The following is a 23,725-nucleotide window of genomic DNA, read 5'->3' on the forward strand; positions in this document are numbered from 1 at the left end:
TGCGGCCGCTCAGCGGTCTATGGCCACGTCCGGGAAAGTTCGCCTTTCTCAATGATGACTTGGTGGGGGTGTTATAAAGTTCCAGGTGGATGATGGAGCAATGTGATAGGCTTCTATTCACGCATTTGACTGCTCGAGGTGAAACGCGCGCGTGGTCATCCCTCAGATAGTCCCGCAAACCTGCAGGACCACATGATGCCAAAACGGAGTTCTATAAATTGAGTGTTGCCTTTGCCAAGGACGACAGTGCTGAGACGGCTGCGGAAACCCATCTGCCGGAGCGGCCGGTTTCGCAGCATCCGAACCGGGTGACGGAGGCCGGATTGAGGGCGCTGGAGGTGCAGCTTCAACAGGCGCGCGCGGCCTGCGATGCTGCAAGCGCGATCGAAGATATCAACGAGCGGCGGCGGCAGATGGCAAATCCGTTGCGCGATGCGCGCTATTTTGCAGCAAGGGTTCACACGGCCGAAGTAGTGCCTGCACCTGTGTCGAATGCCAGTGTCTCCTTTGGCAGTACGGTGACCTTCAGCCGCATTGACGGACGCGTCCAGACGTACCGCATCGTCGGCGAGGACGAGGCGGATCCGAAGGCGGGATCGATTTCCTATGTTTCGCCGGTCGCCCGGCTCTTGACCGGCAAGGCCGTCGGCGATGTCGCCGGCAGCGGCGATCAGGAGCTTGAGATCATCGCCATCGCATAAAGAAAATGCCTCTTCGCCGCCCTTGGGTGCCGCGTTTGAAATGGGTTCCGACAGGCTGGAAAAGTCTGATTCGAGTGCTAATTCTCGCCGCAATGGAGAGAGTGAAAGAGCGAAAGGATAATGCAATGGCAAAGAATACCATCTGCCTATGGTACGAGAAGGATGCTGAAGCCGCTGCCCATTTTTATGCCGAAACATTTCCCGACAGCAGCGTTGGAGCGGTCATCCGTGCACCGGGAGACTATCCGTCGGGTCAGCAGGGAGACGTGCTGGTCGTCGAATTCACCGTTCTCGGCGTTGCCTGTATCGGCCTCAACGGCGGCTCCGCGTTCAAGCACAACGAAGCCTTCTCGTTTCAGGTCGCAACGGAGGATCAGGAGGAGACGGATCGTTATTGGAACGCGATTGTCGGCAATGGTGGCCGCGAGAGCGAATGCGGCTGGTGCAAGGACAAGTGGGATATTTCCTGGCAGATCACGCCGCGCGTGCTGACCGACGCGATGGCGGCGGGCGGCGATGAGGCAAAGCGTGCCTTTAATGCGATGATGACGATGAAGAAGATCGATGTCGCCGCGATCGAGGCGGCCCGCCGCGGCTGAGGCGCCGCAGGCGCCGTGCCTGTTTTGCCCAGCCGCAGGCGGACAGACGCAGGTCCGGCTGGCTTTTACCAGCCGCGCCAGCCTGCGGATGCGACGAGGTCGTTGCGGATGAAGGCGATATCGTCGGTGGCGCCGGATGTGCCGGCGCCCGGCAGGCGGGCACGGCGCAGCGATCTGAGGGCCGGAACGCGGCGCGGGGTCTTTGCGGCCAGATCGGGCTCGTACAGGTTTTGCGCATCAAAATCCGCCGGATCGATCGAGATCACGCGGATGCCGCGCTCGGCAAAGTCGCGGGCAAGGCCGAGTGTCAGCATGTCGATGGCGCTCCGGACGGTGGACTGCATCTCCGCGTCCGGGGTTCTCACGTCCGGCGCGGTGACAGCCTGAGCGCTCATGTTGAGGATCAGGCCGCCCTTGCCGGCAAACTGGCGTGCTGCTTCCTGGCACATGAGAAAAGTACCGAATACATTGACGGCAAAGGTGCCGTTGGCGGCGGGTTCGCCTTGGCTGGGCGCGACCCGCACCAGGCTTGCAGTGTTGACGATGATATCCGGCCTGCCAAAGATTTCTTTGGTCACCCGGAAGATGCGCTTCACATCCTGCGATTTGGAGACATCGCCTTCGACGGCAACAGCCCGGCCGCCGAGCCCGACAATATCGGCGGCAAGGCGGGAGGCGGCATGCGTGTCCGTGGTATCGTTGACGATGACGGCTGCACCTTCAATTGCAAGGCGGACGGCGATCCGGGCCGCCGGTCCATAGGCAGCACCGGTGACGACGGCGGTTTTTCCGGTCAATCTGGTCATGGCAATTTCCTTGATTCTTCGGATCTGTTCATCCGATGAACAAGCATGCCGCACAGCAAGGCATAAGCGTTACAACGATACTCCGAGATTTCTATGCGATCCTGCAAATGTGACTGGAGTGCCATTCCCCGGCCCCGAATTCCGCTGTAGCGTTGGATCAGTTGAAAATCGGAAAGCCGCCCCGGTCCATGGACAATCAAACAGAACGTTTCGGTGAAATCGCTGCAATCATTTCGCGCCATACCTCGGGCTCGGGCATGTTTCCGACCGCGATCGAGAACCTGCGGCTCGGGCGCCAGACTGCGCCGACCAATCCCGTGCATCTCGCGCATCGCCCGGCCTTCGCTCTGATTGCCCAAGGCCAGAAAACCGTCACGCTTGGCCAGGATGTCTATCATTACGGGGCTGGCGATTGTGTTGTCGTGTCGTTCGATCTGCCGGTTGTCTCCAGGGTCAGCGTCGCCAGTCCGCAGGCGCCGCATCTGGGGCTGGGCATGGTGATCAATCCCGACCGCTTGCGCGAGGTGCTGCAGCGCATTGCCGTTCCCCCGGTCGCGGCAACGGCCGATGGCATGCGCGGCCTTGCCGTGCACCGGGCCTCGCCCGCCCTGGTGGATGCGACACTGAGATACCTCAGGCTCCTTGATACTCCAAGCGACATTGCAGGGGTGGCGCCTCTCGTCGAGCAGGAAATTCTCTATCGTCTCCTGACAGGGCCTTACGGACCACGGTTGATCCAGATCGCAACGGTAGACAGCCCCGGAAACCGCGTCGCCAAGGCGATTGCCTGGCTGCGCGAACACTATGTCCGGCCGTTGCGGATCGAGGATCTGGCCGAGCATTGCGGCATGAGCGTTTCCTCGCTGCACCATCATTTCAAGTCGGTCGCGGCGATGACACCGATGCAGTATCAAAAGCAGCTGCGGCTCTATGAGGCGCGCCGGCTGATGCTGGTGGAAAACATGGATGCCGGAATGGCCGGGCATACGGTCGGCTACCAGAGCCCGTCGCAATTCGGGCTGGAATATACCCGTTTTTACGGTCAGCCGCCGCTGCGCGATGTCGCGACGCTGCGAACCCAGGTTGCCGCCGAATAAGAAACCGTTTTGGACGCGGATAGCCGTCCGGAAGACAAGGGTGCAACGCCGGTTGCGCCCTTTCATCAGACCCGCGCTTGAAGCCGGGCATTTTCACTCTATCGCATCGCAGAAACCCTCAATCCAAGAATTATGGAGCTCACCATGCGTTACAATCAGCTTGGCAATACCGGCCTGTTCGTATCCGAAATATGCCTGGGGACGATGACCTTCGGCGCGGCCGGAGGCGGCATGTGGGGCGCGATCGCCGATGTCGACCAGGATGCGGCCGATCGCATCGTCGAGCGGTCCCTGGCGGCCGGCGTCAATTTCATCGATACGGCCGATGTCTATTCGGCCGGCGATTCGGAGCGTCTATTGGGGCAGTCGCTGATCAATCTCGGCGTCGCCCGCAAGGATGTGGTCATCGCCACCAAGGTTTTCGGCCAGATGGGCGAGGGGCCGAACGATCGCGGCGCCTCGCGCGGCCATATCATGGACTCGGTCGAGGAAAGCTTAGACCGGTTGCAGATGGACCATATCGATCTCTATCAGATCCATGGCACCGATACGGTGACGCCGATCGACGAGACGTTGCGGGCATTGGACGATCTGGTTTCGGGCGGGCTCGTTCGTTACGTCGGCATGTCCAACTGGCAGGCCTGGCGCATTGCCAAGGCGCTGGGTGTTTCCGAGCGCAAGGGTTTCGCAAGGTTCGAGACGCTGCAGGCCTACTACTCGATCGCCGGCCGCGATCTGGAGCGCGACATCGTGCCGCTGCTGACGGAAGAGAAGATGGGGCTGATGGTCTGGTCGCCGCTTGCGGGCGGGCTCCTGTCGGGCAAGTACGGACCGGGCGCGCCCGGAAACGGCGAGGGCCGCCGGGCAAGTTTCGATTTTCCGCCGGTTGACAAGGACCGGGCCTGGGCCTGCGTTGCCGCGATGCGCGAGGTTGCGGCGAAACACGGCGCCAGTGTTGCCGAAGTGGCGCTCGCCTTCATTCTGGCCAAACCCTTTGTCACCAGCGTTATCATCGGCGCCAAGAGGGTGGAGCAATTGGAGGAAAACCTGAAGGCGGTTGAGCTTCAACTCGATGCTGAAGATTTGGCCAAGCTTGACGATGTCAGCGCGCTGCCGCCGGAATATCCGGGCTGGATGCTGGAGCGGCAGGGAGCGGCCCGCCGCCCGAAACCGTTCGAACCCAAGGCTTGATATTGACGGGGCGGCAGCGAATGCCGCCCCTACCAATCTACGGGCTTGCATCTGGGGCGTATTCCGTCGAGAAAGAGGGTAAGTGCTTTACAACGCCTCTGATTGAAAGTTTCGCAGTGAACGACAATCCCGCCGCGGCGGTTGAAATTATCGCGCAGATCAGCGCCGTGCCGACCATTCTCGATGTGGTCTGCAAGACGACGGGCATGCGTTTTGCCGCAGTGGCGCGGGTGACTGCCGACCGCTGGATCGCCTGCGGCGTCAAGGACAATCTGGCTTTCGGGCTGGAGCCGGGCGGCGAGCTGAAGATCGAAACGACGATCTGCAACGAAATCCGCGATCACCGGGAGCCGGTGATCATCGACAATGTCGCCGAGGACGCGGCCTATTCCGGTCATCATACGCCAGCGATCTATGGCCTGCAGAGCTATATCTCTGTGCCGATCACGCTGGGCGACGGTTCGTTCTTCGGAACGCTCTGCGCCATCGATACGGTGCCGCGCAAGCTGAATACGCCTGAAATCGCCGGCATGTTCAAGCTGTTTGCCAATCTGATAGCCTTCCATCTTGATGCCCATGACCGGATCGACCAGGAGCGGCAGGGCAGCGAGCTGCGCGAGCAGTTCATCGCCGTACTCGGCCACGACCTGCGCAATCCGCTCGCCTCTCTCGATGCGGGCACCCGCATGCTGCAGCGCACGGTGACGGACGATAAAGGAAAGGCCGTGCTTACGCTGATGCAAAGCAGCATTTCGCGCATGTCTGGCCTGATCGACAATGTGCTGGATTTTGACCGTGGCCGGCTCGGTGGCGGCATTTCCATCGAGCAGGCCGACCGCGTGCCGCTTCGCCCCGTTCTGGAGCAGGTGGTGGCAGAGCTCGCGCTTGCCAATCCGCGCCGCCGGATCGAGGCGGACCTGTCGGAAGCGATGGTTCGGTGCGACGAAGGCCGGATTGGCCAGTTGCTGTCGAACCTTCTGGCCAATGCCTTGACCCATGGCGACCCGGAGGCACCGATAAGGGTGCACTCTGCCGCATCCGGCGGATATTTCGAATTGACTGTGATCAATGCCGGCGAGCCTATCCCCGAGGCTGTCGTCAAGGACCTGTTCAAGCCGTTCGTACGCGCCTCGGCCAGGGCCAATCTGCAGGGGCTGGGCCTTGGGCTCTATATCGCCTCGGAAATCGCCAAGGCGCACAAGGGTAAGCTTCTGGTCACATCGACACCGGAAGAGACCCGTTTCACCTTCCAGATGCCGCAGCAATAATCACGATCACGTCGCTTGTTCCCTTGCGCCGATCAGCGTCCGTATTCGTTTTCGCCCTCAGTACCAGGCCATAGGCAGAGTGCCAGGAACAGGACGGGGCTCAAAACCGGGATGAACAGGCAGATGGCGAGGTGGCCGGGATAGCCGGTATCGTGCAGGCGCTTGATCGTCATCAACGCGATCGATGCGGTAGAAACAAGCGCGGTGACCACCAGGATCAACGTCCAGAGCGCCAGCGCAATGTCATCGCCCTGATGCGCCAGCACCCGCGACAGGACAAAGCCGCTTGCTGCGGCACAAAACAGCCAGCCGAGACAATAGGGCAGGCGGCTGACGCGGCCGGAGGGACTGAAGAACAGCCAGGACATGCTCTTCCGCCCCTCCCTTTGCATAGTGTTTAGTCCCGCAGCAGTTCGTTGATGCCGGTCTTCGAGCGGGTCTTTTCATCGACGCGCTTGACGATCACGGCGCAATAGAGGTTCGGCGCGGCCACACCGTTCGGCATGATGGCGCCGGAGCCCATCGAGCCGGCCACGACAACGGAATAGGGCGGCACTTCGCCATAGGTGACTTCGCCGGTGGCGCGATCGACGATCTTGGTCGATTTGCCGATGAACACGCCCATGCCAAGAACCGAGCCCTCGCGCACGATGCAGCCTTCGACGACTTCCGAGCGGGCGCCGATGAAGCAATTGTCCTCGATGATCGTCGGCCCCGCCTGCATCGGCTCCAGCACGCCGCCGATGCCCACGCCGCCGGACAGGTGCACATGCTTGCCGATCTGGGCGCAGGAACCGACCGTCGCCCAGGTATCCACCATGGTGCCTTCGCCGACGTAGGCGCCGAGATTGACGAAGGACGGCATCAGGATGGCATTGGGAGCGATATAGGCGGAGCGGCGCACGACCGCGTTGGGCACGGCGCGGAAGCCGGCATCGCGGAACTGGTTTTCACCCCAGCCTTCAAACTTGGAGGGAACCTTGTCCCACCAGGTAGCTTGACCGGATCCGCCCTTGACGACTTCCATGTCGTTCAGCCGGAACGACAGGAGGACGGCCTTTTTCAGCCATTGATTGACGGTCCAGTTGCCGTCGGCTCCGCGCTCAGCAACGCGCACCTTGCCGCCGTCAAGCAGGTCGAGGGCGGTGTTGACCGCATCGCGGATCTCGCCATTGGTGTTGATGGTGACGCTGTCGCGGTTGTCGAAAGCGGTGTCGATGGTCTGCGACAGGGAGGCGAGATCATGGGTCGTCATCGGAATTCCTTAAACTTCGGCGGCTATCGTAACCTGCTCTAGAGCATGATCCCGAAAAATTGAAGTGGTTTTCGGTTGCAGTCCGCGCTGGATGAAGGTGTATGTGCCGGAATGGGCGCGGGTGATTTGATCCGTAGCGACCGGGACGTTGGAAGGAGCATCCGGCAGCGATGATTTGCTGTCGGTTTGCGGCAGGAAAGTTTGACATGGCAAGAATGAAGAAGCGGAATTTGCGGCGCAAGGATGGGGCCTGGGACCCATTGGTCGATAGCCAGCAGACCCGCGAACGCGCGGCGGGTGTTCCCCAGACCCCGCAATCGATGTCCCCGTCCTACAGGCTCGCCTATACCGACGATGATTTTCTCGCCCGCGAGGAGCTGCGCCCCGTGCGGCTGCAGCTTGAGCTGTTGAAGCCTGAAATGATCATGGCCGAGCGCGGTATCAACTCGACGGTGGTGATGTTTGGCGGCGCCCGTATTCCCGAGCCCGGCGGCGACGCCTGGGCGGCAAAGAACGAGACGCAGCGCCAGAACCTGACGGCTGCCTCAATCTATTACGAGGAAGCGCGCAAGTTTGCCCGTCTCTGCTCGCTGCATTCGGCCCAGTCCGGCTACAAGGAATATGTCGTGACCACCGGCGGCGGGCCGGGGGTGATGGAAGCCGGCAATCGCGGCGCCGACGATATCGGCGCGCCATCGATCGGATTGAACATCGTGCTTCCGCACGAGCAGGCCCCCAATCGCTTCGTGACGCCGGACCTGTCGTTCAACTTCCACTATTTCGCCATCCGCAAGATGCATTTTCTCGTGCGCGCCAAGGCCGTCACGGTTTTTCCGGGCGGCTTCGGCACGTTCGATGAATTGTTCGAGACCATCACCCTGATGCAGACCGGCCGCATGGCGCTGGTGCCTCTGATCCTGTTTGGTGAAAAATTCTGGCGCAGCGTCATCAATTTCGAGGCGTTGGCCGATTTCGGCACCATCTCGCCCGCTGATCTCGATCTTATCCAGTTCGTCGAAACCGCTGACGAAGCCTGGGAGATCATCTCGAAATTCTACGAGACGGTCGATCCGGCCACGGTTCCGGTGGCATCCGGGGCCCGGTAGGGACCGTCATCCTGTCTTCTGCGGTCCGCGCGTGAACCAAACGGCGCGGACTGCGTTCTCCCGTCAGTCATCGACACGGGAGACGATCATGAGTGACAGAAGCCTTTCCGACATAGCCACCAAAATGCGCGATATCGATATCGCAATGCTCTCCACCCATACAGACGGCGGCGCCATTGCCGGCCGGCCGATGAGCAACAATGGCGAAGTCGATTACGACGGCGATTCCTATTATTTCACCTGGGAAGAATCGCGCATGGTGGAGGATATCAAGCGCAATTCCAAAGTGGGTCTATCCTTCCAGGGCGAGAAAGCCTTTCTGGTTGCTGTCGAAGGCGAGGCCGACCTCATCAAGGACAAGGCGGCGTTCAAGGAACATTGGACAAAGGATCTGGACGACTGGTTCAAGGACGGCGTCGATACCGAGGGTCTCGTCCTGATCAAGGTCAGCGCCACCAGGGTGCATTATTGGGACGGCGAGGACGAAGGCGAAGTCAAGCTCGATGGCGCCAAGCAGCGTCACTAAGGTTTTCAGTCTTTCAAAAAATCCCGGCCACCGGCTTTGTGTCGCAGTGACAGCGCGTCGCGGCTGTGGCAATGAGCCGTGATGAAAACCCTGCGGCTTGTCTTGAAAGATAGAGTGTCGGCCGGCGCTATCGCCGTGCTGATTGCGTCTATGTTTCTGCTGCAGGGACTTGTGGCCGGCGTTGCGCATGGGACGATGGCAAGCGCTGCCGTCGATCCCTTCAATATTATCTGTATTGCCCATGAAGATGGCCCCCAACAGACCTCTCCCGGCGTGCCGCAAAAGGCCGCGCACGATATGTGCGCCACGCTCTGCCAGTTGGCAGCGGGGCATACGCCGGCCTTGCCTGGCCGGGCGATCGAAATCGCCGCTCCCGCCCTTGGTCATCCGGTCGAACTCTATTTTGCCGTAAAGCCAGCGCCCAGGGTTTTCCTCCGCAGCACCTTTGCCGAAGCCAGGGCACCCCCATCACTCTCCGCATGACGTCATAAAGATCAGGCTGGCCGCAGTGCGCCGGCCGTCATTTTCGCTCATCTGGAGAGACCCATGTCCGATTTCACCATCGGCCGCGCGGATGCCGCTGTTGCGGCACGTTCGCCGTCCGACCTTTACCGCGCCGTCTGGCGCTGGCATTTCTATGCAGGCCTTCTTGTCCTGCCTTTTCTGATCACGCTTGCCGTCACCGGCGCGCTCTATCTGTTTCGCGACGAGATCGACGGTCTTGTCTATGCCGATCTGAAACATGTCGAGATCCAGGAAAACACTGCGGTTGCGGCACCATCGGCGATGGTCACGGCTGCCCTTGCCGCCTATCCCGGAACGGCGGTGAAATATACCGACCCTCCATCGCCGGAGGATTCCGTCGAGATCACCGTCAACTCACAGACAGCCGGCAGACTGGCGGTTTACGTCAACCCCTATGATGGCAAGGTGCTGGGCGCGCTTCCCGATCGCGGCACCATCATGTGGACCATCCGCACCCTGCACAGCCTGAAATATTTCGGCTCGTTTGCCCGCTCGCTCATCGAAATCGCCGCCGGCTGGTCCGTGCTTCTGGTAGCCACCGGCATCTATCTCTGGTGGCCACGCGCACAGACTGGCGGCGTCTTGAGCGTAAGAGGCACACCGAAACGGCGGGTGTTCTGGCGCGATACCCATGCGGTCAGCGGCATATTCGTGGGTTTCTTCATCGTCTTCCTCGCAGTCACCGGCATGCCGTGGTCCGGCGTCTGGGGCGAGAAGGTCAATGAATGGGCAAATGGCAGCAATTTCGGCTATCCGGCCGGCGTGCGCACTTCCGTGCCAATGTCCGGTGAACATCTCGACCACGTCGCCAAAACCACCTGGTCGCTGGAACAGGCGCAGGTACCGCAGTCGACAGGCGAAGGCACCACGGCAATCAGCCTCGATCAGGCTGTCACCATCTTCGACCGGCTGGGACTGCATGATGGCTATGCGGTGAATATTCCGATGCAGCCGAAAGGGGTCTATACCGGTTCGGTCTATCCCGACGACGTTTCTCAGCAGCGGGTGGTGCATCTCGATCAATATAGCGGTGAGCCTTTGATCGACATGAGCTATGCCGATTACGGCCCGCTCGGTAAGGCGCTGGAATGGGGGATCAATGTTCACATGGGGCAGGAGTTCGGCCTGGTGAACCAACTGGTGCTGCTGGTGGCATGCATGGCGATCGTGCTTTTGGCGGTGTCGGCTGCAATCATGTGGTGGAAGCGCCGTCCAAAAGGCTCGCTCGGCGTGCCGCCGATGCCGTCGGACAAGCGGGTGTTTCGCGGCCTGATCGCGATGCTGGCGATCGGCGGCATCCTCTTTCCGCTGGTCGGTCTCTCGCTGGTGGTGATGCTGGTGCTCGACTGGAGCTATCCGCATTTCCGCCGGGCGATCCGGTTTGCACCATAAGCGCCAGAACCGTCACATAACGAAGAACCCTCCCCAGAAAGGGGAGGGTCCTGATTTCCGTATTGATCGTACGAGGCTCTAATTTCCTCCGTCATGCTCGCCCTTGTGGCGGGCATCCAGTCAGCTCAAGTCCTTGAGCTGATAAGGTCTTTTGGCCCGACGGACGTCGGGTCGCTGGATCCCCACCACAAGGGTGAGGATGACGGAGTGTGGGGGTGCCGCTGTCGTCAAACATCGGCTTCAGCGTTTATTAGCAGTCTGAACGCCCCGGCCATCTCCTGGCCGGGGCAATGACGTCAGATCTTCCGGGTCTTGTTGAAGTCTGCGGCGTCGATGACGCCGTCGCCATTGGTGTCGCGGCGCTTGAACATGGCGTCGGCGCGGGCTGTCACTTCCGTGAGGCTCAGCGAACCGTTCTTGTCGGTATCGGCGCGCTTGAAGCCCTTCTGGCGCACGCCGGGGAGCATGGCCGGGCGCGCTTCCTTGAGCTTGTCCATCGCCGCAGTCTTGTCTGCGCCGGTCTTTTCCTTGGCAGCCCGCCATGCCTGGCCATGGGCCTTGCGCTGTGCCTTGATTTCTTCGCGGGTGACCTGGCCATTGCCATCGGCATCGAATGTCTTGAAGGCTTCTGCCGTTCGGACGTGGACCTCGTCGAGCGAGACCTTGCCGTCGCCATTGGTGTCGAAGCGCTTGATCGCCCATTCGGCGCGCTGCTCCGGCGTCGGCTTCTGCCGGGCGGCGAAGGTGGGGGCGGCAAAGCCGGTGAGCGTCAAGCTGGCTGCGACGGCACCGAGAATCAAACTGTTCTTGCGCATGTCAAAATCCTTTCAGTGATCATTGTCCCTGAAGCGAGGATAGACAGCCCGGCCGGAATGGCCAGTTAAACTTTGGTAATTTAAGTCTTTGACAAGAAAGGGGTTTTTTCTTGTCGAAACTGTGTTTCGGCGAAGGTGGAGAAGCCCGTCAGGTCTCGGCGAGAAGCCGGTTGAGGAAGCCCGTCAGGTCTTCGGTCACGTAATCCACCTCGGCGGAACCTTCTTCGGTTCTTTCCCAGGCTTCGGCAAACTCGTATTCGAAATTGCGCGGCACCAGGAGAACGGTCTTCATGCCAAGCGCCTTCGGCACCACGAGATTGCGCGGCAGGTCCTCGAACATGGCGGCGTGCTTGGTATCGACCCGGTGCAGGCTCATGAACTTGTTATAGGTGTCGCCCGCGGGCTTCGGCACATATTCGGCCGCGACAATATCGAAAATGTCGTCGAAATGATCGAGGATGCCGAGTGCGCGCGCCGTCATCTCGGCATGCTTGACGCTGCCATTGGTGAAGATGAACTTGCGGCCGGGCAGCGCCTTGATGGCCTCGCCAAGCGCCGGATCGGCGGGAACGACGGAATAGTCGATCGCATGCGCCTTTTGCAGGAACTCGTTGGGATCGATGCCGTGATGGATCATCAGGCCCTGCAGCGTGGTGCCGTGATCACGGTAATATTCCTTCTGCAGCGCCTTGGCGGCCACCGGATCCAGCGTCAACAGCGCCGCGACATAGGCCGTCATGTTGCGGTCGATCTGCGAAAACAGATTAACGTGATGCGGATAGAGCGTGTTGTCGAGATCGAACACCCAGTCGGTGACATGGGCGAAATCGGCTTGTGTCGGCAGGCGGTCGAGCTGTGTCATGGCCGCGTTATGCCATGGCAAATCTGACGAGGAAATGGGCTTTTTCAACTCCGGCCGCATTTCCCCTTTGCGTTGCCATACTGCTGTGGCAGGTTCCAGGCTTCGGGTTTGGGCGCAGGGCGTGTATTGATGTCGGACGAAGTTTTCTACGGTCTGTTTCTGCTGGGCTTTTATGCCGCCTCGGTCATCACCTATTTCGCCTTCGGTTTTGCCGTCACGTTCGTCAACGATCGCAACCCGGAGCGCAGAATTCAAAAGGGCCGCGGCTCCGGCAAACGCCGCAATGCGGAAATCCGCCAGAGCCTCGCTTCCATGTTCAGCGCCTGCCTGCCGCTGACGATCGGTCTTTATGTCCAGGCAAAGGGCTGGGCGATAACGCCGTGGGAATTCAGCTGGTGGACGGCGCTGCCGCTGTTCCTGCTGATCATGTTTCTCTACGACACCTGGTTCTATTTCATGCACCGGCTGCTGCACACCAAGTGGATGTATCCGCTGCATGCGCTGCATCACAAGAGCGTCGCGCCCACGGTCTGGAGCACCTATTCCGAGGATGTGCTCGATAATTTCCTGCTGCAGGGTTTTACCGCCGTCATCGTCTTCGTCGTGCCGTTCCCCCCCGCGATCCTGATCGGGCAAAGGGTGTTCGAGCATTTCAACGGCATGTTCGGCCATTGCGGGTTCGAGTATTTCGCCTCCTCGACGGCGCGCTATCCCTCGCCGATGCTGTGCACGACGTTCCACGACCAGCACCATTCGGGCTTCCGCTACAATTACGGCAATTACTTCTCCTTCTGGGACCGGGTGCTCGGCACGGTTTCGCCCGATTACGACCAGCGCGTGAAGAAGACCGAGGAGGAAGTGCCACCGCTAACCTTCCGCCAGCCCGTGGTTCGGGCTAAGACTCAGGAAAAGTCGGTCTGAACCTGTCCGGTCAGACGGCCCGGACGATGAAGATCATTTCATCCGAAACGGCCGCGTCGAACGGCTGTGCGTGCCAGTCGCCGTAGACCTGTTCCGCCCGCAGCCCAGAAGCTTTCAACCGGTCCTCGATATCCGTTCGCGAGAGGAACAACAGCTCGCTGGATGACACGAGCGTGCGCTCGGTCAGCGCATAACGGGTCTCGAACGCGATGCGCTTGCCGGCAATTTTCGTGACCTGACGGGACTGGCGGACGGTCTGCCCGCCAGTGGTGAGATCGCTCTCCCCGTTCCAGCGCGCCGGCCAGTCTATCGCAGGGTTGCGGCTTTCGAACGCGATTAAGCCGCCCGGCGCAAGATGTTGCCGCATGGTTGCGAAGGCGGCGAGGATATCGCTGTCGTCGAGAAACACCTGAAAGGCGTGGCCTGTCATGATGATCAGGTCGAACCGTTTGGGCGAACGGAAATCCTGGGCTGAGGATAAGACCCACTCGATCTTCTCCCCGTTGTGCTTTTGCCGCGCCACATCCAGCATGGCTTTCGCCGGATCGGCACCGGTCACCGAATGGCCAAGAGCGGCATAGGCGTCGCATAGCAGTCCAGTGCCGCATCCAAGGTCAAGTATGCGTTGGGGGGCAGCACCTGCAAGCGCCAGATAGAAATCCCGGTCGATCGACCAGCCGCTGTCGAGATCATAGAGTTCAGCCAGCGATGGCTCTTCATAATGCAGGTCCGGCATGGAATTTCCTTGGTCGAAATGATGAAAGGCAAGCTAGCGTGCACGCTGGATGGCGCAAGGCGCGCCGTGACGGAACGATCCACGTGGCAATGAAAGCCGGGCCGCGCTGTGTCCGAAAGGCGACAACTCCTGCCGATGCGCCGCGTGGATATGGATTCTGCGCTGGCGCCATGCTAGCGGGCAGGGATGGAAGCCTGGATCGTCATCACAATCGCCGCCGCGTTTTTGCAGAACCTGCGCTCAGCGCTGCAAAAGCATCTGCAGGGGTCGCTCGGAACGACGGGCGCCAGCTTCGTGCGGTTCGGCTTCGGCTTCCCGCTGGCCATCGCCTATGTCTTCGGTCTGCACTATGCCGCTGGCTATGCCTTTCCGCAGCTGAATGGCAGCTTCGTGTTCTGGGCGGTCCTCGGCGGACTGGCGCAGATCTTTGCGACCATTCTTTTGGTCTATCTCTTCTCGCTGCGCAATTTTGCGGTTGGTACCGCCTATTCAAAGACGGAGCCGGTGCAGGCGGCGATCTTCGGTCTGATCATCCTGGGCGAACGGCTGACGCCCGGCGCAATCGCGGCGATCGTTGTTGGTGTCGCCGGCGTGATGATGATTTCCGTGGCGCGCATGCCGCTATCCTGGCGCAATCTCCTGGTGGCGCTGACCGGGCGCACGGCATTGATCGGCATTGCCTCCGGCGCGGTGTTCGGCATTTCTGCCGTCGCCTACCGCTCGGCATCCTTGTCGCTGGACGGGCCGAACGCGGTGATGCAGGCGGCCGTGACCCTTGCCTGCGTCACGACGTTCCAGACGGTGTTCATGCTGGTCTGGATGGTGATCAAGGATAAGAGCGAGATCGGACGCGTGGCGCGCGCCTGGCGGTCCTCGGCACTTGTCGGGCTGGCGGGTGTCACGGGATCGGCCTGCTGGTTTACGGCGATGACCCTGCAACAGGTAGCCTATGTACGGGCGCTTGGGCAGATCGAGCTGGTCTTCACTTTCATGGCCTCGATCTTCCTGTTCCGCGAACGCATCAACCGCATGGAAACCGCCGGCTGCCTGCTGATCGTGGCGGGTATCCTGCTGCTTTTGATGTGGACGTGATCCGTCCCTAGGCTCTGGCGCAGGTCATCGCTGTTGTGGCATGACAGGCGTGAATTGTTTTCGGAGGAAAGACGATGAACCAGACGGACAAGGCTAAGGCGTTCGCCAACCTGCATCGCAAGGGCGATCCGGTGGTGCTCTATAATATCTGGGATGCAGGCACCGCCAAGGCCGTGACCGCATCCGGCGCAAAGGCGCTGGCAACGGGAAGCTGGTCGGTGGCCGATGCCAACGGTTATGGCGACGGCCAGCAGATCCCGATGCCGCAGCTCGTCGATATCGCCCGCAGCATTGTTGCAGCGACTGACCTGCCGGTCTCGATCGATTTCGAGGGCGGTTATTCGGAAGACCCGGCCGCGACTGCCGAGAACGTCGGCCATGTCATCGATACCGGCGCTGTCGGCATCAATTTCGAGGATCAGGTAGTCGGCGGCAGCGGCTTGCATACGCTCGAGGCACAGGCCGCTCGGATCAAGGCGATCCGGGCCAAGGCAGACGAAAAGGGCATCCCCTTCTTCATCAATGCCCGCACAGACCTGTTCCTCAAACTCTCCGATCCCGTGCGGCATGCACCGCTGGTGGACGAGGCGATCGAGCGGGCGGCCGCCTATGCCGAAGCTGGCGCCAGCGGCTTCTTCGTGCCGGGATTGTCGAACCCGGACCTTATCGGACGGGTCTGCGAGGCGGTATCGCTGCCGGTCAATATCATGATGCGGCCGGGCATGGATGTGACGGCGCTGGCAGGGCTGGGCGTCGCCCGCATCAGCTATGGGCCGGGACCGTACCGGGCGATGATCGAGTGGCTGAAGGCTGAGGCCGGCGCGGTTTATCAGCAAGGCTAAGGAGCTTGCGTTTGCTGATCATGCCGCAAACGTTTTTGGAAGCCGTAAATCTGAAACTCTCCGTCATCCTCGCCCTCGTGGCGAGGGTCCAAAAGCGGCGCGTTGGTCTGCGTCGCCGAAAGACGTCTTCACGCGATAGACCTCTTGTGGCTGGATTCCAGTGACAGGCACAGGACTGACGGAAGGAGCAGGTCGCCATCAGGCATTCGACGGCGCCTGCGTTACCGAACGCCCCTTACGGAACGATCAGCGTTCCCGCACCATGCTCCGTGAAGATTTCGAGCAGCACCGAGTGGGCCGTCTTGCCGTTCAGGATGACGACGCCTTCGACGCCGCGGGCGAGCGCTTCGATGCAGGTTTCGACTTTCGGGATCATGCCGCCGGAAATCGTGCCGTCCTTGATCAGCGCGTGCGCCTCTGCGACCGAGAGTTCCTTGATCAGTTCGCCCTTCTTGTCGAGGACGCCGGGAACGTCGGTGAGGAACAGGAGGCGGGTGGCATTGAGCGCACCGGCAATCGCGCCGGCAAATGTATCGGCGTTGATATTGTAGGTCGCGCCGTCGCGGCCGGGGGCAACCGGGGCGATGACAGGGATCATTTCCGACTTGGCCAGAAGATCGAGCAGGGTGCGATCGACCTCCGTCACCTCGCCGACAAAGCCGAGATCGAGCACGCGTTCGATATTGCTGTCGGGATCGACTATGGTCTTGCGGGCCTTCTGGGCAAAGACCATGTTACCGTCCTTGCCGCACAGCCCGATCGCCCATTCGCCGGTCTGGTTGATCAGGGCGACGATTTCCTTGTTGATCGAACCCGCCAGAACCATCTCGACGATCTCGACGGTCTTCTGATCGGTGACGCGCAGGCCGCCTTCGAACTTCGATTCGATGCCCATCTTGGTCAGCATCGCGCCGATCTGCGGGCCGCCGCCATGCACGACGATCGGATTGACGCCCGACTGCTTCAAAAGCGCGATATCTGCGGCAAAAGCCTTGCCGAGCTCGGCATTGCCCATGGCGTGGCCGCCATACTTGACCACGATCGTCTTGTTCTCGTAGCGCTGCATATAGGGCAGCGCCTTGGCGAGAAGATTTGCCTGGATTTCGCTTTCGGATGCGGACATGGGAATACCTCGAAATTAGCCGGGTGCTGTTTAGCGCAAGTTTCCGGTGGAGGGAATGATCCCCAGCAAAGATAAAGCCGGTGTGACATCGCCTGCTGCAACCTTGTTTATCTGCCGCAACTGGTCTTTTTATCCCCAGGCTTGTGCTCTATGTTCGCCCTGACGGACGAGGACCGGAGTATCAATGACAACAAACGACATCTCCACGCTGATCGGCCGGGTCTCGCTCAGGGATCGCGCAGCCTTCTCCGCTCTTTACGGGCAGACCAGCCCGAAACTTTTTGCCATCTGCCTGCGTATCTTGAGAGACCGGACGGAAGCGGAAGAAGCTTTGCAGGAAATCTACATCAAGATATGGCAGCGGGCCGACCGTTATGCCAGCGGCGACACCAACCCGATGTCCTGGCTATCGGCGATTGCGCGCAATCATGCAATCGATCATTTGCGGGCGCGAAAGCCGGTGGCAAACACGATTGACGAGGCATATGATCTGGCGGATTCTGCGCCGGATCCGGAAAAGACCGCGATCAATACGGCGGAGGGCCGCCGGATCGACAATTGCATGAACGAACTCGAGGCAGACCGCGCCGATGCCGTGCGCAAGGCCTATGTCGAGGGGTTGAGCTACCAGGAACTGGCCGAGCTTTTCGGCACGCCGCTAAACACGATGCGAACATGGCTGCGCCGCAGCCTGTTGAAACTGAGAGAGTGCATGGAGCGATGACCACACAGAACCCCGAAAGCGGAGATTCCCGTCGCGACCAGGTGATTGCGGGCGAGTATGTGCTGGGTGTTCTGTCTGCCGACGATCGCCGCAAGGTCGAGGCGCGCATGGTCCTTGATGGCGCGTTCGCCGCCATGGTCAATCATTGGCAGAGCAATCTGTCCTCCTTCGATGACGCCTATGAACCGATTGCGCCGCCGCCGCAGGTGCTGGTTGCTGTCGAGCGCCGGCTGTTTGCCGCCCAGGCAAAGCCCGTGGTTGCCGCAGGCGGCTTCTGGAATTCGCTGGCGCTGTGGCGCATGCTGACGCTGGCATCGGTTGCCGGGCTCGTCACCGTTGCGACCTTGACCAACGGTATCCTGACGCCCGTCAGCCGGCAGGAACCGCTCGTGGCGGAGCTGGCCGGCGATGCCAGCACGACGATCAATCTGCTTGCGCACTATGACGCCGGCAGCGGCGCGCTGAAAATTACGCCGGTTGCAGCAAGACAGACAGAGGCCAAATCGCTGGAACTCTGGCTGATCGAAGGCGAAAATCCCGCCAAGTCTCTCGGCATCCTGCCGCAGACCGGCGAAGGCGAGATCATCATTCCGCCGGAGATGCGCTCGAAACTCGGCGCCGGCGTCACTCTTGCGGTCAGCGTCGAGCCGTTCGGCGGTTCGCCAACGGGAACGGCGACCGGCCCTGTCGTCGCCGTCGGCAAGACACGGCTGCCTTAAGTCTCGACCTCTATCTGTAAGTTTATCATTACCGAATGCTGCGCTTGAAAAAGTGCAGCATTTTTTGTCTCTTGAACGGGATTGTCATAAAAACATAAAAAATCAAATATTTGGCGAATTGCAAACTTTCCTGAAACTCTTTCGAACGCCTTTCCGTTTCTTGTTTTGTCCTCTGCGCAGAGAACATGAATTCCAGAAAAATTGGGAGAGGCCCGCATTTGCGGGTCCGCGAAGTCAACAGGAAGGAATAGAAATGTTCAAGTCCATGCTGCGCACGGTCACCGTCGCTTCAATACTGGCCGCTGGCACATTTGCCGCTCATGCCGAAAATCCGATGGTCGGCGGCGCGCCGATGTATGAAAACAAGAACATCGTCGAAAATGCCGTCAACTCCAAGGATCATACGACACTGGTCGCCGCCGTCAAGGCTGCCGGTCTCGTTGAAACCCTTCAGGGCAAGGGCCCGTTCACGGTGTTTGCACCAACCAACGAAGCATTCGCTGCCCTGCCAGCCGGCACGGTCGATACGCTTTTGAAGCCTGAAAACAAGGCCATGCTGACCAAGGTTCTGACCTGCCACGTCGTTGCAGCAGATGCGATGGCTGCAACGATTGCCAAGATGGTCAAGGATGATGGCGGCACGCATGACGTCAAGACTGTCGGCGGCTGCATTCTCAAGGCCAAGGACGATGGCGGCAAGATTACGCTCACCGATGAAACCGGTGGTGTTGCCAATGTCACCATCGCCGACGTCAAGCAGTCGAACGGTGTCATCCATGTGATCGACAAGGTGCTTCTGCCGAAGTCCTAATCTGGAAGCCCTCGTGGTTTGGGGGCCGGATGCAACCTCAACGCATTTTCGGCTCCAGGCCGGGGCTCAAGTCATCTCCGGCCTCAAGGCCACCGGTATTCACTCACCGGTGGCCTTTTTATGCCGTATACAAGTTGTTGCTCACGCGGGATTGATCGGCATTTGTTTTGCCGCCGCGCAAACGCCGTACTAGCTTCACGCATATGCCGGCACCATCCGGCAGACGGGAGAGTATCATGACAAGCCGACGCCTTTTTCTTATCTCCGGAGTTGCCCTTGCCGCGACTGCGGCCTTTCGCGGTTTTAAACATGAAGCGGTTGCCGCCGAAACCTTCGCGGTGACGAAAACCGATGCGGAATGGAAGGCAAGCCTGACGGCCGAGCAATACCAAATCCTGCGTCATGAAGACACGGAGCGGCCTTTCACCAGTGCGCTGAACACCGAAAAGCGCAAGGGCACGTTCCATTGCGCGGGCTGCGATCTGCCGGTCTATTCGTCGGAAACGAAATATGACAGCGGCACCGGCTGGCCAAGCTTCTGGGAATCGCTGCCGAAGGCGGTCGGCACGCGCACGGATACGTCACTGCTGATGACCCGCACCGAATGTCACTGCAGCCGGTGCGGCGGCCATCTCGGCCATATTTTCGACGACGGGCCGCAGCCGACCGGCATGCGCCATTGCATCAACGGGATGGCAATGACGTTTACGCCCGCATCGGCCGCCTGATCGTTGTTTAAAAACTGCCCGCTGCCGGCGATGCCGGCTGCGTACCGGACAGTGCTGCCTGCAGCTTGGCTTCCTGGTCGGGCGAAAGCGATGTCTTCAAAACCTTGCCGCGCAGGCCGGAAAACTCCGCCAGGACCTTTTCCGGCTGCACCTTGCGCACCAGCACGAACAGCGCCGAGGAATTGTTGGGAATGGTTTCACCGAGCGACTTGATGAAGTCGTCGTCGATGCCGTAATCGGCAAGCGACCCCGAAAGCGCGCCGGTGCCCGCACCGATCGCACCGCCAATGGCAAAGCCTGCGAGCGGGTTGAGGAACAAAAGGCCGACCAGGCCGCCCCACAGCGAACCGCTCAAAAGCCCGGAGGTCGCACCGATGGCGGTGAGGTTCATGCTCTGCTTCAGATGGACCTTGCCGGTCTCGTCGCGCACGACCACCACGGCATCCTCAAGATCGATCAGATATTCTTTTTTCAGCGTATTCAGCTTCAGAAGCACCTTGTCGGCTTCTTCGGTGCTGTCAAACCCCACCACAATCAGATCGGACATGTCATATCTCCTTGAACGCCTGACACATTGGAGGCAGCCGGAAGGCCACCCCGCGCAAGCAGATAGAGCATGTTTCATGTTGGGGTAGTGTGACAGTTGCAATTACAGCATGCCGCGCAAAATTGCGCTTCATGCTGTAATGGACTGCGATATATGTCAGGTCGAGATCGCGACGCGGATGGCGGCGCGCAGTTCTTCCATTCCCAGACCCTTTTCCGAGGAGGTCGCCAGAACTTCCGGGAAGGCGGCGGGCCGCTTCTTAATCTTTTCCAGCGTTTCGGCAATCAGCCGCGGAACGGCGGGGTCCTTGATCTTGTCGGTTTTGGTGAGCACGACCTGATAGGAGACCGCTGCCTTGTCGAGCAGGTTCAGCACATCGTCATCGTTCTTCTTGATGCCATGGCGGCTGTCGATCAGCACATAGACGCGTTTCAGCGTCGAGCGGCCGCGCAGGTAGTCGAAGACCAGTTTGGTCCAGGCATCGACATGTTCCTTCGGTGCCTGCGCATAGCCATAGCCGGGCATATCCACCAGCGCCATTGGCGGCAGATCGCCCGGTTCGCCGGAATAGCCGTCGGGAACGAAATAGTTGAGCTCCTGGGTCCGGCCGGGCGTGTTCGACGTGCGCGCAAGACCCTTCTGGCCCACCAGTCCGTTGATCAGCGACGACTTGCCGACATTGGAGCGGCCGGCAAAGGCGATCTCCAGCGGACCTTCCGGCGGCAGGAATTTCATCGACGGCACGCCGCGGATAAAAACCCATGGCCGCCCGAAAAGGGGCTTGTCGTCCTGCTGCGTCGCGTCTGTCATGGTGTCTGTCCTTGGCTTTTGTTCAGGACTTCACGGTTTTGTGCCGTCATGTCAAGAAAACTCGCCATTTTCACCAATTTGCTGAGAGCGCGGCGCGCCGCTGGCGCCACATCTCGACGCTGAGATAGGAAAGCAGCGCAATCAGGACCACCGTTCCACCGGCGATGGTGTTGAGGCTCGGGATTTCGCCGTGAATGAGCGCGACCCAAAGAGGTGCGAGGATCGTCTCGGCGGTACCGAGAAGGGCTGCAAGCGCTGACGGGATAAGCCGGGCGCCGGTGACGAAGAATGCGAGACCCAGCCCGAAATTCAGCGCCCCGAACGTGACGAGGATGCCGAGTTCCGGCAGGGTGACGCTGAAGCCGGACGCCATGACGGCCGCCACCGCACCGGCAACGATCGTGCCGAAACAGGCAGCCGGCGTCATCCGCACATGTGCATAACGCCGGGTGATGACGGTCGCGAGCGCAAAGACGAAGGCGATCAGGACGGCAAGCGCATCGCCGGCGGGCGAGACCGTCCCGCCGATGGAATCCGACACCATGATGGCAACGCCGCAGATCACGGCGGCAATGGCAAGCCAGGTGATGAGCGAGACGCGCTCGCGAAAGACGATCCAGCTGATCAGCGCGGCAATCAGCGGCACGCCGGCCTGGATGAGAACGATATTGGCAACGGTGGTATAGGCGAGCGCCAGGATGAACGAGGTCGAGGCGATGGCAAAACAGAGCCCGACCGCGATGCCCGGCAGCCCCATGTTGCGAAACAGCCAGACGGTGCCGCGCGGCCCGTCGCGCAACAGCATGAAGCCGATCAAAAAGGTGGCGGCGAAGAACGAGCGCCAGAAAACGATGGTCCAGCCATCCTCGATCGACAGGAAGCGCGCCAGCGTTCCGCCGAAACTCCAGACGATGGCAGAGCCGAGTACCAGTGCCGCGCCCTGCGCAGCGCTTTGCCGGCCAATGGTTGCAGGTTGCGGCAGGGGCTGCGACATGACGGACATCCGGTTGCGATGATGCAATGTAGGACCGATTTCAACAGCGTGCGCCGGTATCCGCGACAGGCATTTGTCGCAATTCTTTCTGGCGGCGCCGATACCGTATCAGGGGCTTAACTTGGGGTGATCGCCTCTATCAACAGCGCCTGCAATCGGGCGATCGCAGAGCTCTGGTCACTGCCGGACCGGTGCAAGGCGAGTTCGATATCCCCAAGCGCCGGAAGGCCGGACGCAGCGGGGTCCAGCACGCGTAAATGCGGCGGCACGCCCTCGGCGGTGCGCAGTGTCACGCCAAGTCCCGCCGTCACCGCCGCCCAGAGGCCGCCAAGGCTGGGGCTGGCAAAAACGTGCCGCCATTCGATCCGCTGACGATCAAGGGCTTCTAGTCCGGCGCTGCGAAACGCACACGGCGAATCGAAGGCGATCAGCGGCAGGGTTTCGCCTTCGTTGCGCCTGAACCCGTCCGGACCGATCCAGACGACCGGCCGGGTAGCGATGATCTCTGCATGCGCGTCCGCCATGCTGCCCCATGTCAAGGCAAGATCAAGCTCGCCGCGTTGAACGGCCTCGGCAAGTGCCGATCCGCGATCGACACGGGCTTCGACGCGCACCATGGGGTAGGCGCGGCTAAAACGGCCGAGCAGGCCTGGAAACCACGTCTCGGCAAAATCCTGCGGCAGCCCGATCCTCACCCAGCCCTGCATGGCCGACAGTCCGGTCATGGCGCTGCGGGCCTCATCGTTGAGGTCGAGAATGCGCCGGGCATAGCCGAGGATAATGTTGCCAGCCTCTGTAAGCGCAAGACCGCGTCCCTGTTTTTGAAACAGGGTCTGGCCCGCCTGTTCCTCCAGTTTGCGCAGCTGCAGGCTGATGGCGGAAGGGGATCGGCCAAGACGATTTGCGGCCTTGGCAAAACTGCCCAGGTTGACGCCGGTAACGAAGGTTCGCAGGACGTCCATATCAAGGTTGACAGGCAAAACCATTCTGTTTTTCCAAACTGATAGTTATAAACTTCCAATTTTTCAAAACGAATGTGCGGCAGTAATCTGATCCCGTCAAACTATTCCAACAGAGGAAAACGCACATGCCCTTCGTTCATATTCAAGTTGCCGGTGCGCAAATCGGTGCACGCGAAAAGCAGACGCTGCAAAAGCACGCTACCGGCTTCATGGTGGATATCATGCGCAAGCGGCCGGAAGTTACTGCCGTCCTGGTCGATGTCGCCGAACCTGGAAGCTGGACGGTCGGTGGCGAGCCAGTGCCGGTCGCCGCCCATCTCGACGTCAAGGTGACCCGTGGCACCAATACGCACGAGGAAAAGGCGCGCTTCGTCGCTGCTGTGGCGGCGATGTTCAGGCAGGTGCTTGGGCCGGACCTGCCCTTAGCCGCCTACGTGGTGATCGACGAGATTGAGGCCGATGCCTGGGGCTATGACGGCGTCACGCAGGAAGAGCGCCGCCTGTTGCGCGCACAAGCCGCCGCTGCTGAGGCCGCTCGTGCGGCGTAGCACCAACTGAACGGCGCGGGTTCCG

Annotated in this window: 28 protein-coding genes; 17 read left to right on the plus strand and 11 right to left on the minus strand. The window is 60.5% G+C overall.

Translation table 11 applies throughout. The features are described from left to right. Positions 1-218: 218 nt before the first annotated feature. Positions 219-701 (plus strand): transcription elongation factor GreA, encoded by a 483-nt coding sequence (gene greA / locus ASD32_RS08800; RefSeq protein ID WP_060637664.1) that lies wholly within the window; start codon positions 219-221, stop codon positions 699-701. A 125-nt stretch (positions 702-826) separates the two neighbouring features. Next, a complete protein-coding gene (locus ASD32_RS08805) occupies positions 827-1,300 on the plus strand; it encodes a VOC family protein (protein ID WP_060637665.1) in 474 nt (157 codons plus the stop codon). Between the two features lie 65 nt (positions 1,301-1,365). Here ASD32_RS08805 and ASD32_RS08810 read toward each other — a convergent pair whose 3' ends face one another. Continuing rightward, the gene (locus ASD32_RS08810; protein ID WP_060637666.1) at positions 1,366-2,106 is read right to left on the minus strand and encodes an SDR family NAD(P)-dependent oxidoreductase; all 741 of its coding nucleotides are present in this window, start codon (positions 2,104-2,106) and stop codon (positions 1,366-1,368) included. Between the two features lie 188 nt (positions 2,107-2,294). On the opposite strand from ASD32_RS08810, the gene ASD32_RS08815 reads away from it, so the two are divergent. The 3 genes from ASD32_RS08815 (at position 2,295) to ASD32_RS08825 (ending at position 5,662) form a co-directional block, all read left to right on the plus strand. Further along, positions 2,295-3,203, plus strand: a complete 909-nt coding sequence (locus tag ASD32_RS08815; RefSeq protein WP_060637667.1) for an AraC family transcriptional regulator — start codon at positions 2,295-2,297, stop codon at positions 3,201-3,203. Positions 3,204-3,347: 144 nt separating this feature from the next. Further along, positions 3,348-4,394 (plus strand): aldo/keto reductase, encoded by a 1,047-nt coding sequence (locus ASD32_RS08820; RefSeq protein ID WP_060637701.1) that lies wholly within the window; start codon positions 3,348-3,350, stop codon positions 4,392-4,394. Between the two features lie 116 nt (positions 4,395-4,510). Continuing rightward, positions 4,511-5,662, plus strand: coding sequence for a GAF domain-containing sensor histidine kinase (locus ASD32_RS08825; protein ID WP_060637668.1), 1,152 nt, complete (start codon positions 4,511-4,513; stop codon positions 5,660-5,662). Between the two features lie 32 nt (positions 5,663-5,694). On the opposite strand, the gene ASD32_RS08830 is transcribed toward ASD32_RS08825, so the two are convergent. Both ASD32_RS08830 and dapD read right to left on the minus strand, forming a co-directional pair. Then, complete coding sequence (locus tag ASD32_RS08830; protein ID WP_060637669.1) at positions 5,695-6,054, minus strand: DUF805 domain-containing protein; 360 nt, start codon at positions 6,052-6,054, stop codon at positions 5,695-5,697. Between the two features lie 5 nt (positions 6,055-6,059). Then, positions 6,060-6,917: a 2,3,4,5-tetrahydropyridine-2,6-dicarboxylate N-succinyltransferase gene (gene dapD, locus ASD32_RS08835; RefSeq protein ID WP_060637670.1), complete on the minus strand. Its 858-nt coding sequence runs from the start codon at positions 6,915-6,917 to the stop codon at positions 6,060-6,062. A 206-nt stretch (positions 6,918-7,123) separates the two neighbouring features. Between dapD and ASD32_RS08840 the strand changes: the two genes are divergently transcribed. The 4 genes from ASD32_RS08840 to ASD32_RS08855 all read left to right on the plus strand — a co-directional run bounded on the left by ASD32_RS08840 (position 7,124) and on the right by ASD32_RS08855 (position 10,466). Then, complete coding sequence (locus ASD32_RS08840) at positions 7,124-8,023, plus strand: LOG family protein (protein ID WP_060637671.1); 900 nt, start codon at positions 7,124-7,126, stop codon at positions 8,021-8,023. An 88-nt stretch (positions 8,024-8,111) separates the two neighbouring features. Next, positions 8,112-8,549 carry a pyridoxamine 5'-phosphate oxidase family protein gene (locus tag ASD32_RS08845; protein WP_060637672.1) on the plus strand — a complete coding sequence of 146 codons (438 nt, stop codon included), beginning with the start codon at positions 8,112-8,114 and terminating at the stop codon, positions 8,547-8,549. An 81-nt stretch (positions 8,550-8,630) separates the two neighbouring features. Beyond that, on the plus strand, positions 8,631-9,032 hold the full coding sequence (locus ASD32_RS08850; protein WP_156383110.1) for a DUF2946 family protein: 402 nt from the start codon (positions 8,631-8,633) through the stop codon (positions 9,030-9,032). A gap of 63 nt (positions 9,033-9,095) precedes the next feature. After that, on the plus strand, positions 9,096-10,466 hold the full coding sequence (locus ASD32_RS08855) for a PepSY domain-containing protein (RefSeq protein WP_060637674.1): 1,371 nt from the start codon (positions 9,096-9,098) through the stop codon (positions 10,464-10,466). A 296-nt stretch (positions 10,467-10,762) separates the two neighbouring features. Here ASD32_RS08855 and ASD32_RS08860 read toward each other — a convergent pair whose 3' ends face one another. Both ASD32_RS08860 and ASD32_RS08865 read right to left on the minus strand, forming a co-directional pair. Continuing rightward, a complete protein-coding gene (locus tag ASD32_RS08860; RefSeq protein WP_060637675.1) occupies positions 10,763-11,281 on the minus strand; it encodes an EF-hand domain-containing protein in 519 nt (172 codons plus the stop codon). Positions 11,282-11,429: 148 nt separating this feature from the next. Next, a complete protein-coding gene (locus ASD32_RS08865; RefSeq protein WP_082546709.1) occupies positions 11,430-12,143 on the minus strand; it encodes a pyrimidine 5'-nucleotidase in 714 nt (237 codons plus the stop codon). A gap of 129 nt (positions 12,144-12,272) precedes the next feature. Here ASD32_RS08865 and ASD32_RS08870 point away from each other — a divergent pair, with 129 nt between their 5' ends. Beyond that, entirely contained in the window at positions 12,273-13,064 is a 792-nt protein-coding gene (locus tag ASD32_RS08870; RefSeq protein WP_060637677.1) for a sterol desaturase family protein, read from the plus strand. 10 nt (positions 13,065-13,074) lie between these two features. Here ASD32_RS08870 and ASD32_RS08875 read toward each other — a convergent pair whose 3' ends face one another. Continuing rightward, positions 13,075-13,800 carry a class I SAM-dependent methyltransferase gene (locus ASD32_RS08875; RefSeq protein ID WP_060637678.1) on the minus strand — a complete coding sequence of 242 codons (726 nt, stop codon included), beginning with the start codon at positions 13,798-13,800 and terminating at the stop codon, positions 13,075-13,077. Positions 13,801-13,986: 186 nt separating this feature from the next. Here ASD32_RS08875 and ASD32_RS08880 point away from each other — a divergent pair, with 186 nt between their 5' ends. Both ASD32_RS08880 and ASD32_RS08885 read left to right on the plus strand, forming a co-directional pair. After that, positions 13,987-14,892 (plus strand): DMT family transporter, encoded by a 906-nt coding sequence (locus tag ASD32_RS08880; RefSeq protein WP_060637679.1) that lies wholly within the window; start codon positions 13,987-13,989, stop codon positions 14,890-14,892. Between the two features lie 74 nt (positions 14,893-14,966). Beyond that, positions 14,967-15,734, plus strand: coding sequence for an isocitrate lyase/phosphoenolpyruvate mutase family protein (locus ASD32_RS08885; RefSeq protein ID WP_060637680.1), 768 nt, complete (start codon positions 14,967-14,969; stop codon positions 15,732-15,734). A gap of 235 nt (positions 15,735-15,969) precedes the next feature. Here ASD32_RS08885 and argB read toward each other — a convergent pair whose 3' ends face one another. Beyond that, on the minus strand, positions 15,970-16,857 hold the full coding sequence (argB, locus tag ASD32_RS08890) for an acetylglutamate kinase (protein ID WP_060637681.1): 888 nt from the start codon (positions 16,855-16,857) through the stop codon (positions 15,970-15,972). Between the two features lie 184 nt (positions 16,858-17,041). On the opposite strand from argB, the gene ASD32_RS08895 reads away from it, so the two are divergent. The 4 genes from ASD32_RS08895 to msrB all read left to right on the plus strand — a co-directional run bounded on the left by ASD32_RS08895 (position 17,042) and on the right by msrB (position 19,839). After that, positions 17,042-17,581, plus strand: coding sequence for a sigma-70 family RNA polymerase sigma factor (locus ASD32_RS08895; RefSeq protein WP_060637682.1), 540 nt, complete (start codon positions 17,042-17,044; stop codon positions 17,579-17,581). Continuing rightward, on the plus strand, positions 17,578-18,300 hold the full coding sequence (locus ASD32_RS08900; RefSeq protein WP_060637683.1) for an anti-sigma factor: 723 nt from the start codon (positions 17,578-17,580) through the stop codon (positions 18,298-18,300). The genes ASD32_RS08895 and ASD32_RS08900 overlap by 4 nt, the downstream gene beginning before the upstream one ends. Before the next feature lie 253 nt (positions 18,301-18,553). Beyond that, positions 18,554-19,111: a fasciclin domain-containing protein gene (locus ASD32_RS08905; protein ID WP_060637684.1), complete on the plus strand. Its 558-nt coding sequence runs from the start codon at positions 18,554-18,556 to the stop codon at positions 19,109-19,111. 236 nt (positions 19,112-19,347) lie between these two features. Then, positions 19,348-19,839: a peptide-methionine (R)-S-oxide reductase MsrB gene (gene msrB, locus ASD32_RS08910; RefSeq protein ID WP_060637685.1), complete on the plus strand. Its 492-nt coding sequence runs from the start codon at positions 19,348-19,350 to the stop codon at positions 19,837-19,839. A gap of 7 nt (positions 19,840-19,846) precedes the next feature. On the opposite strand, the gene ASD32_RS08915 is transcribed toward msrB, so the two are convergent. From ASD32_RS08915 to ASD32_RS08930, 4 genes are all read right to left on the minus strand, one after another. After that, complete coding sequence (locus ASD32_RS08915) at positions 19,847-20,386, minus strand: DUF1269 domain-containing protein (RefSeq protein WP_060637686.1); 540 nt, start codon at positions 20,384-20,386, stop codon at positions 19,847-19,849. Between the two features lie 156 nt (positions 20,387-20,542). After that, entirely contained in the window at positions 20,543-21,196 is a 654-nt protein-coding gene (gene yihA / locus ASD32_RS08920; RefSeq protein ID WP_060637687.1) for a ribosome biogenesis GTP-binding protein YihA/YsxC, read from the minus strand. 70 nt (positions 21,197-21,266) lie between these two features. Continuing rightward, positions 21,267-22,190: a DMT family transporter gene (locus tag ASD32_RS08925; protein ID WP_060637702.1), complete on the minus strand. Its 924-nt coding sequence runs from the start codon at positions 22,188-22,190 to the stop codon at positions 21,267-21,269. Between the two features lie 116 nt (positions 22,191-22,306). Further along, positions 22,307-23,176, minus strand: a complete 870-nt coding sequence (locus tag ASD32_RS08930; protein WP_060637688.1) for a LysR substrate-binding domain-containing protein — start codon at positions 23,174-23,176, stop codon at positions 22,307-22,309. A gap of 101 nt (positions 23,177-23,277) precedes the next feature. On the opposite strand from ASD32_RS08930, the gene ASD32_RS08935 reads away from it, so the two are divergent. Then, positions 23,278-23,700, plus strand: a complete 423-nt coding sequence (locus ASD32_RS08935; protein ID WP_060637689.1) for a tautomerase family protein — start codon at positions 23,278-23,280, stop codon at positions 23,698-23,700. Positions 23,701-23,725: the final 25 nt, after the last annotated feature.

The sequence above is a fragment of the Rhizobium sp. Root483D2 genome (assembly GCF_001426685.1).
GTDB lineage: Bacteria > Pseudomonadota > Alphaproteobacteria > Rhizobiales > Rhizobiaceae > Pararhizobium > Pararhizobium qamdonense.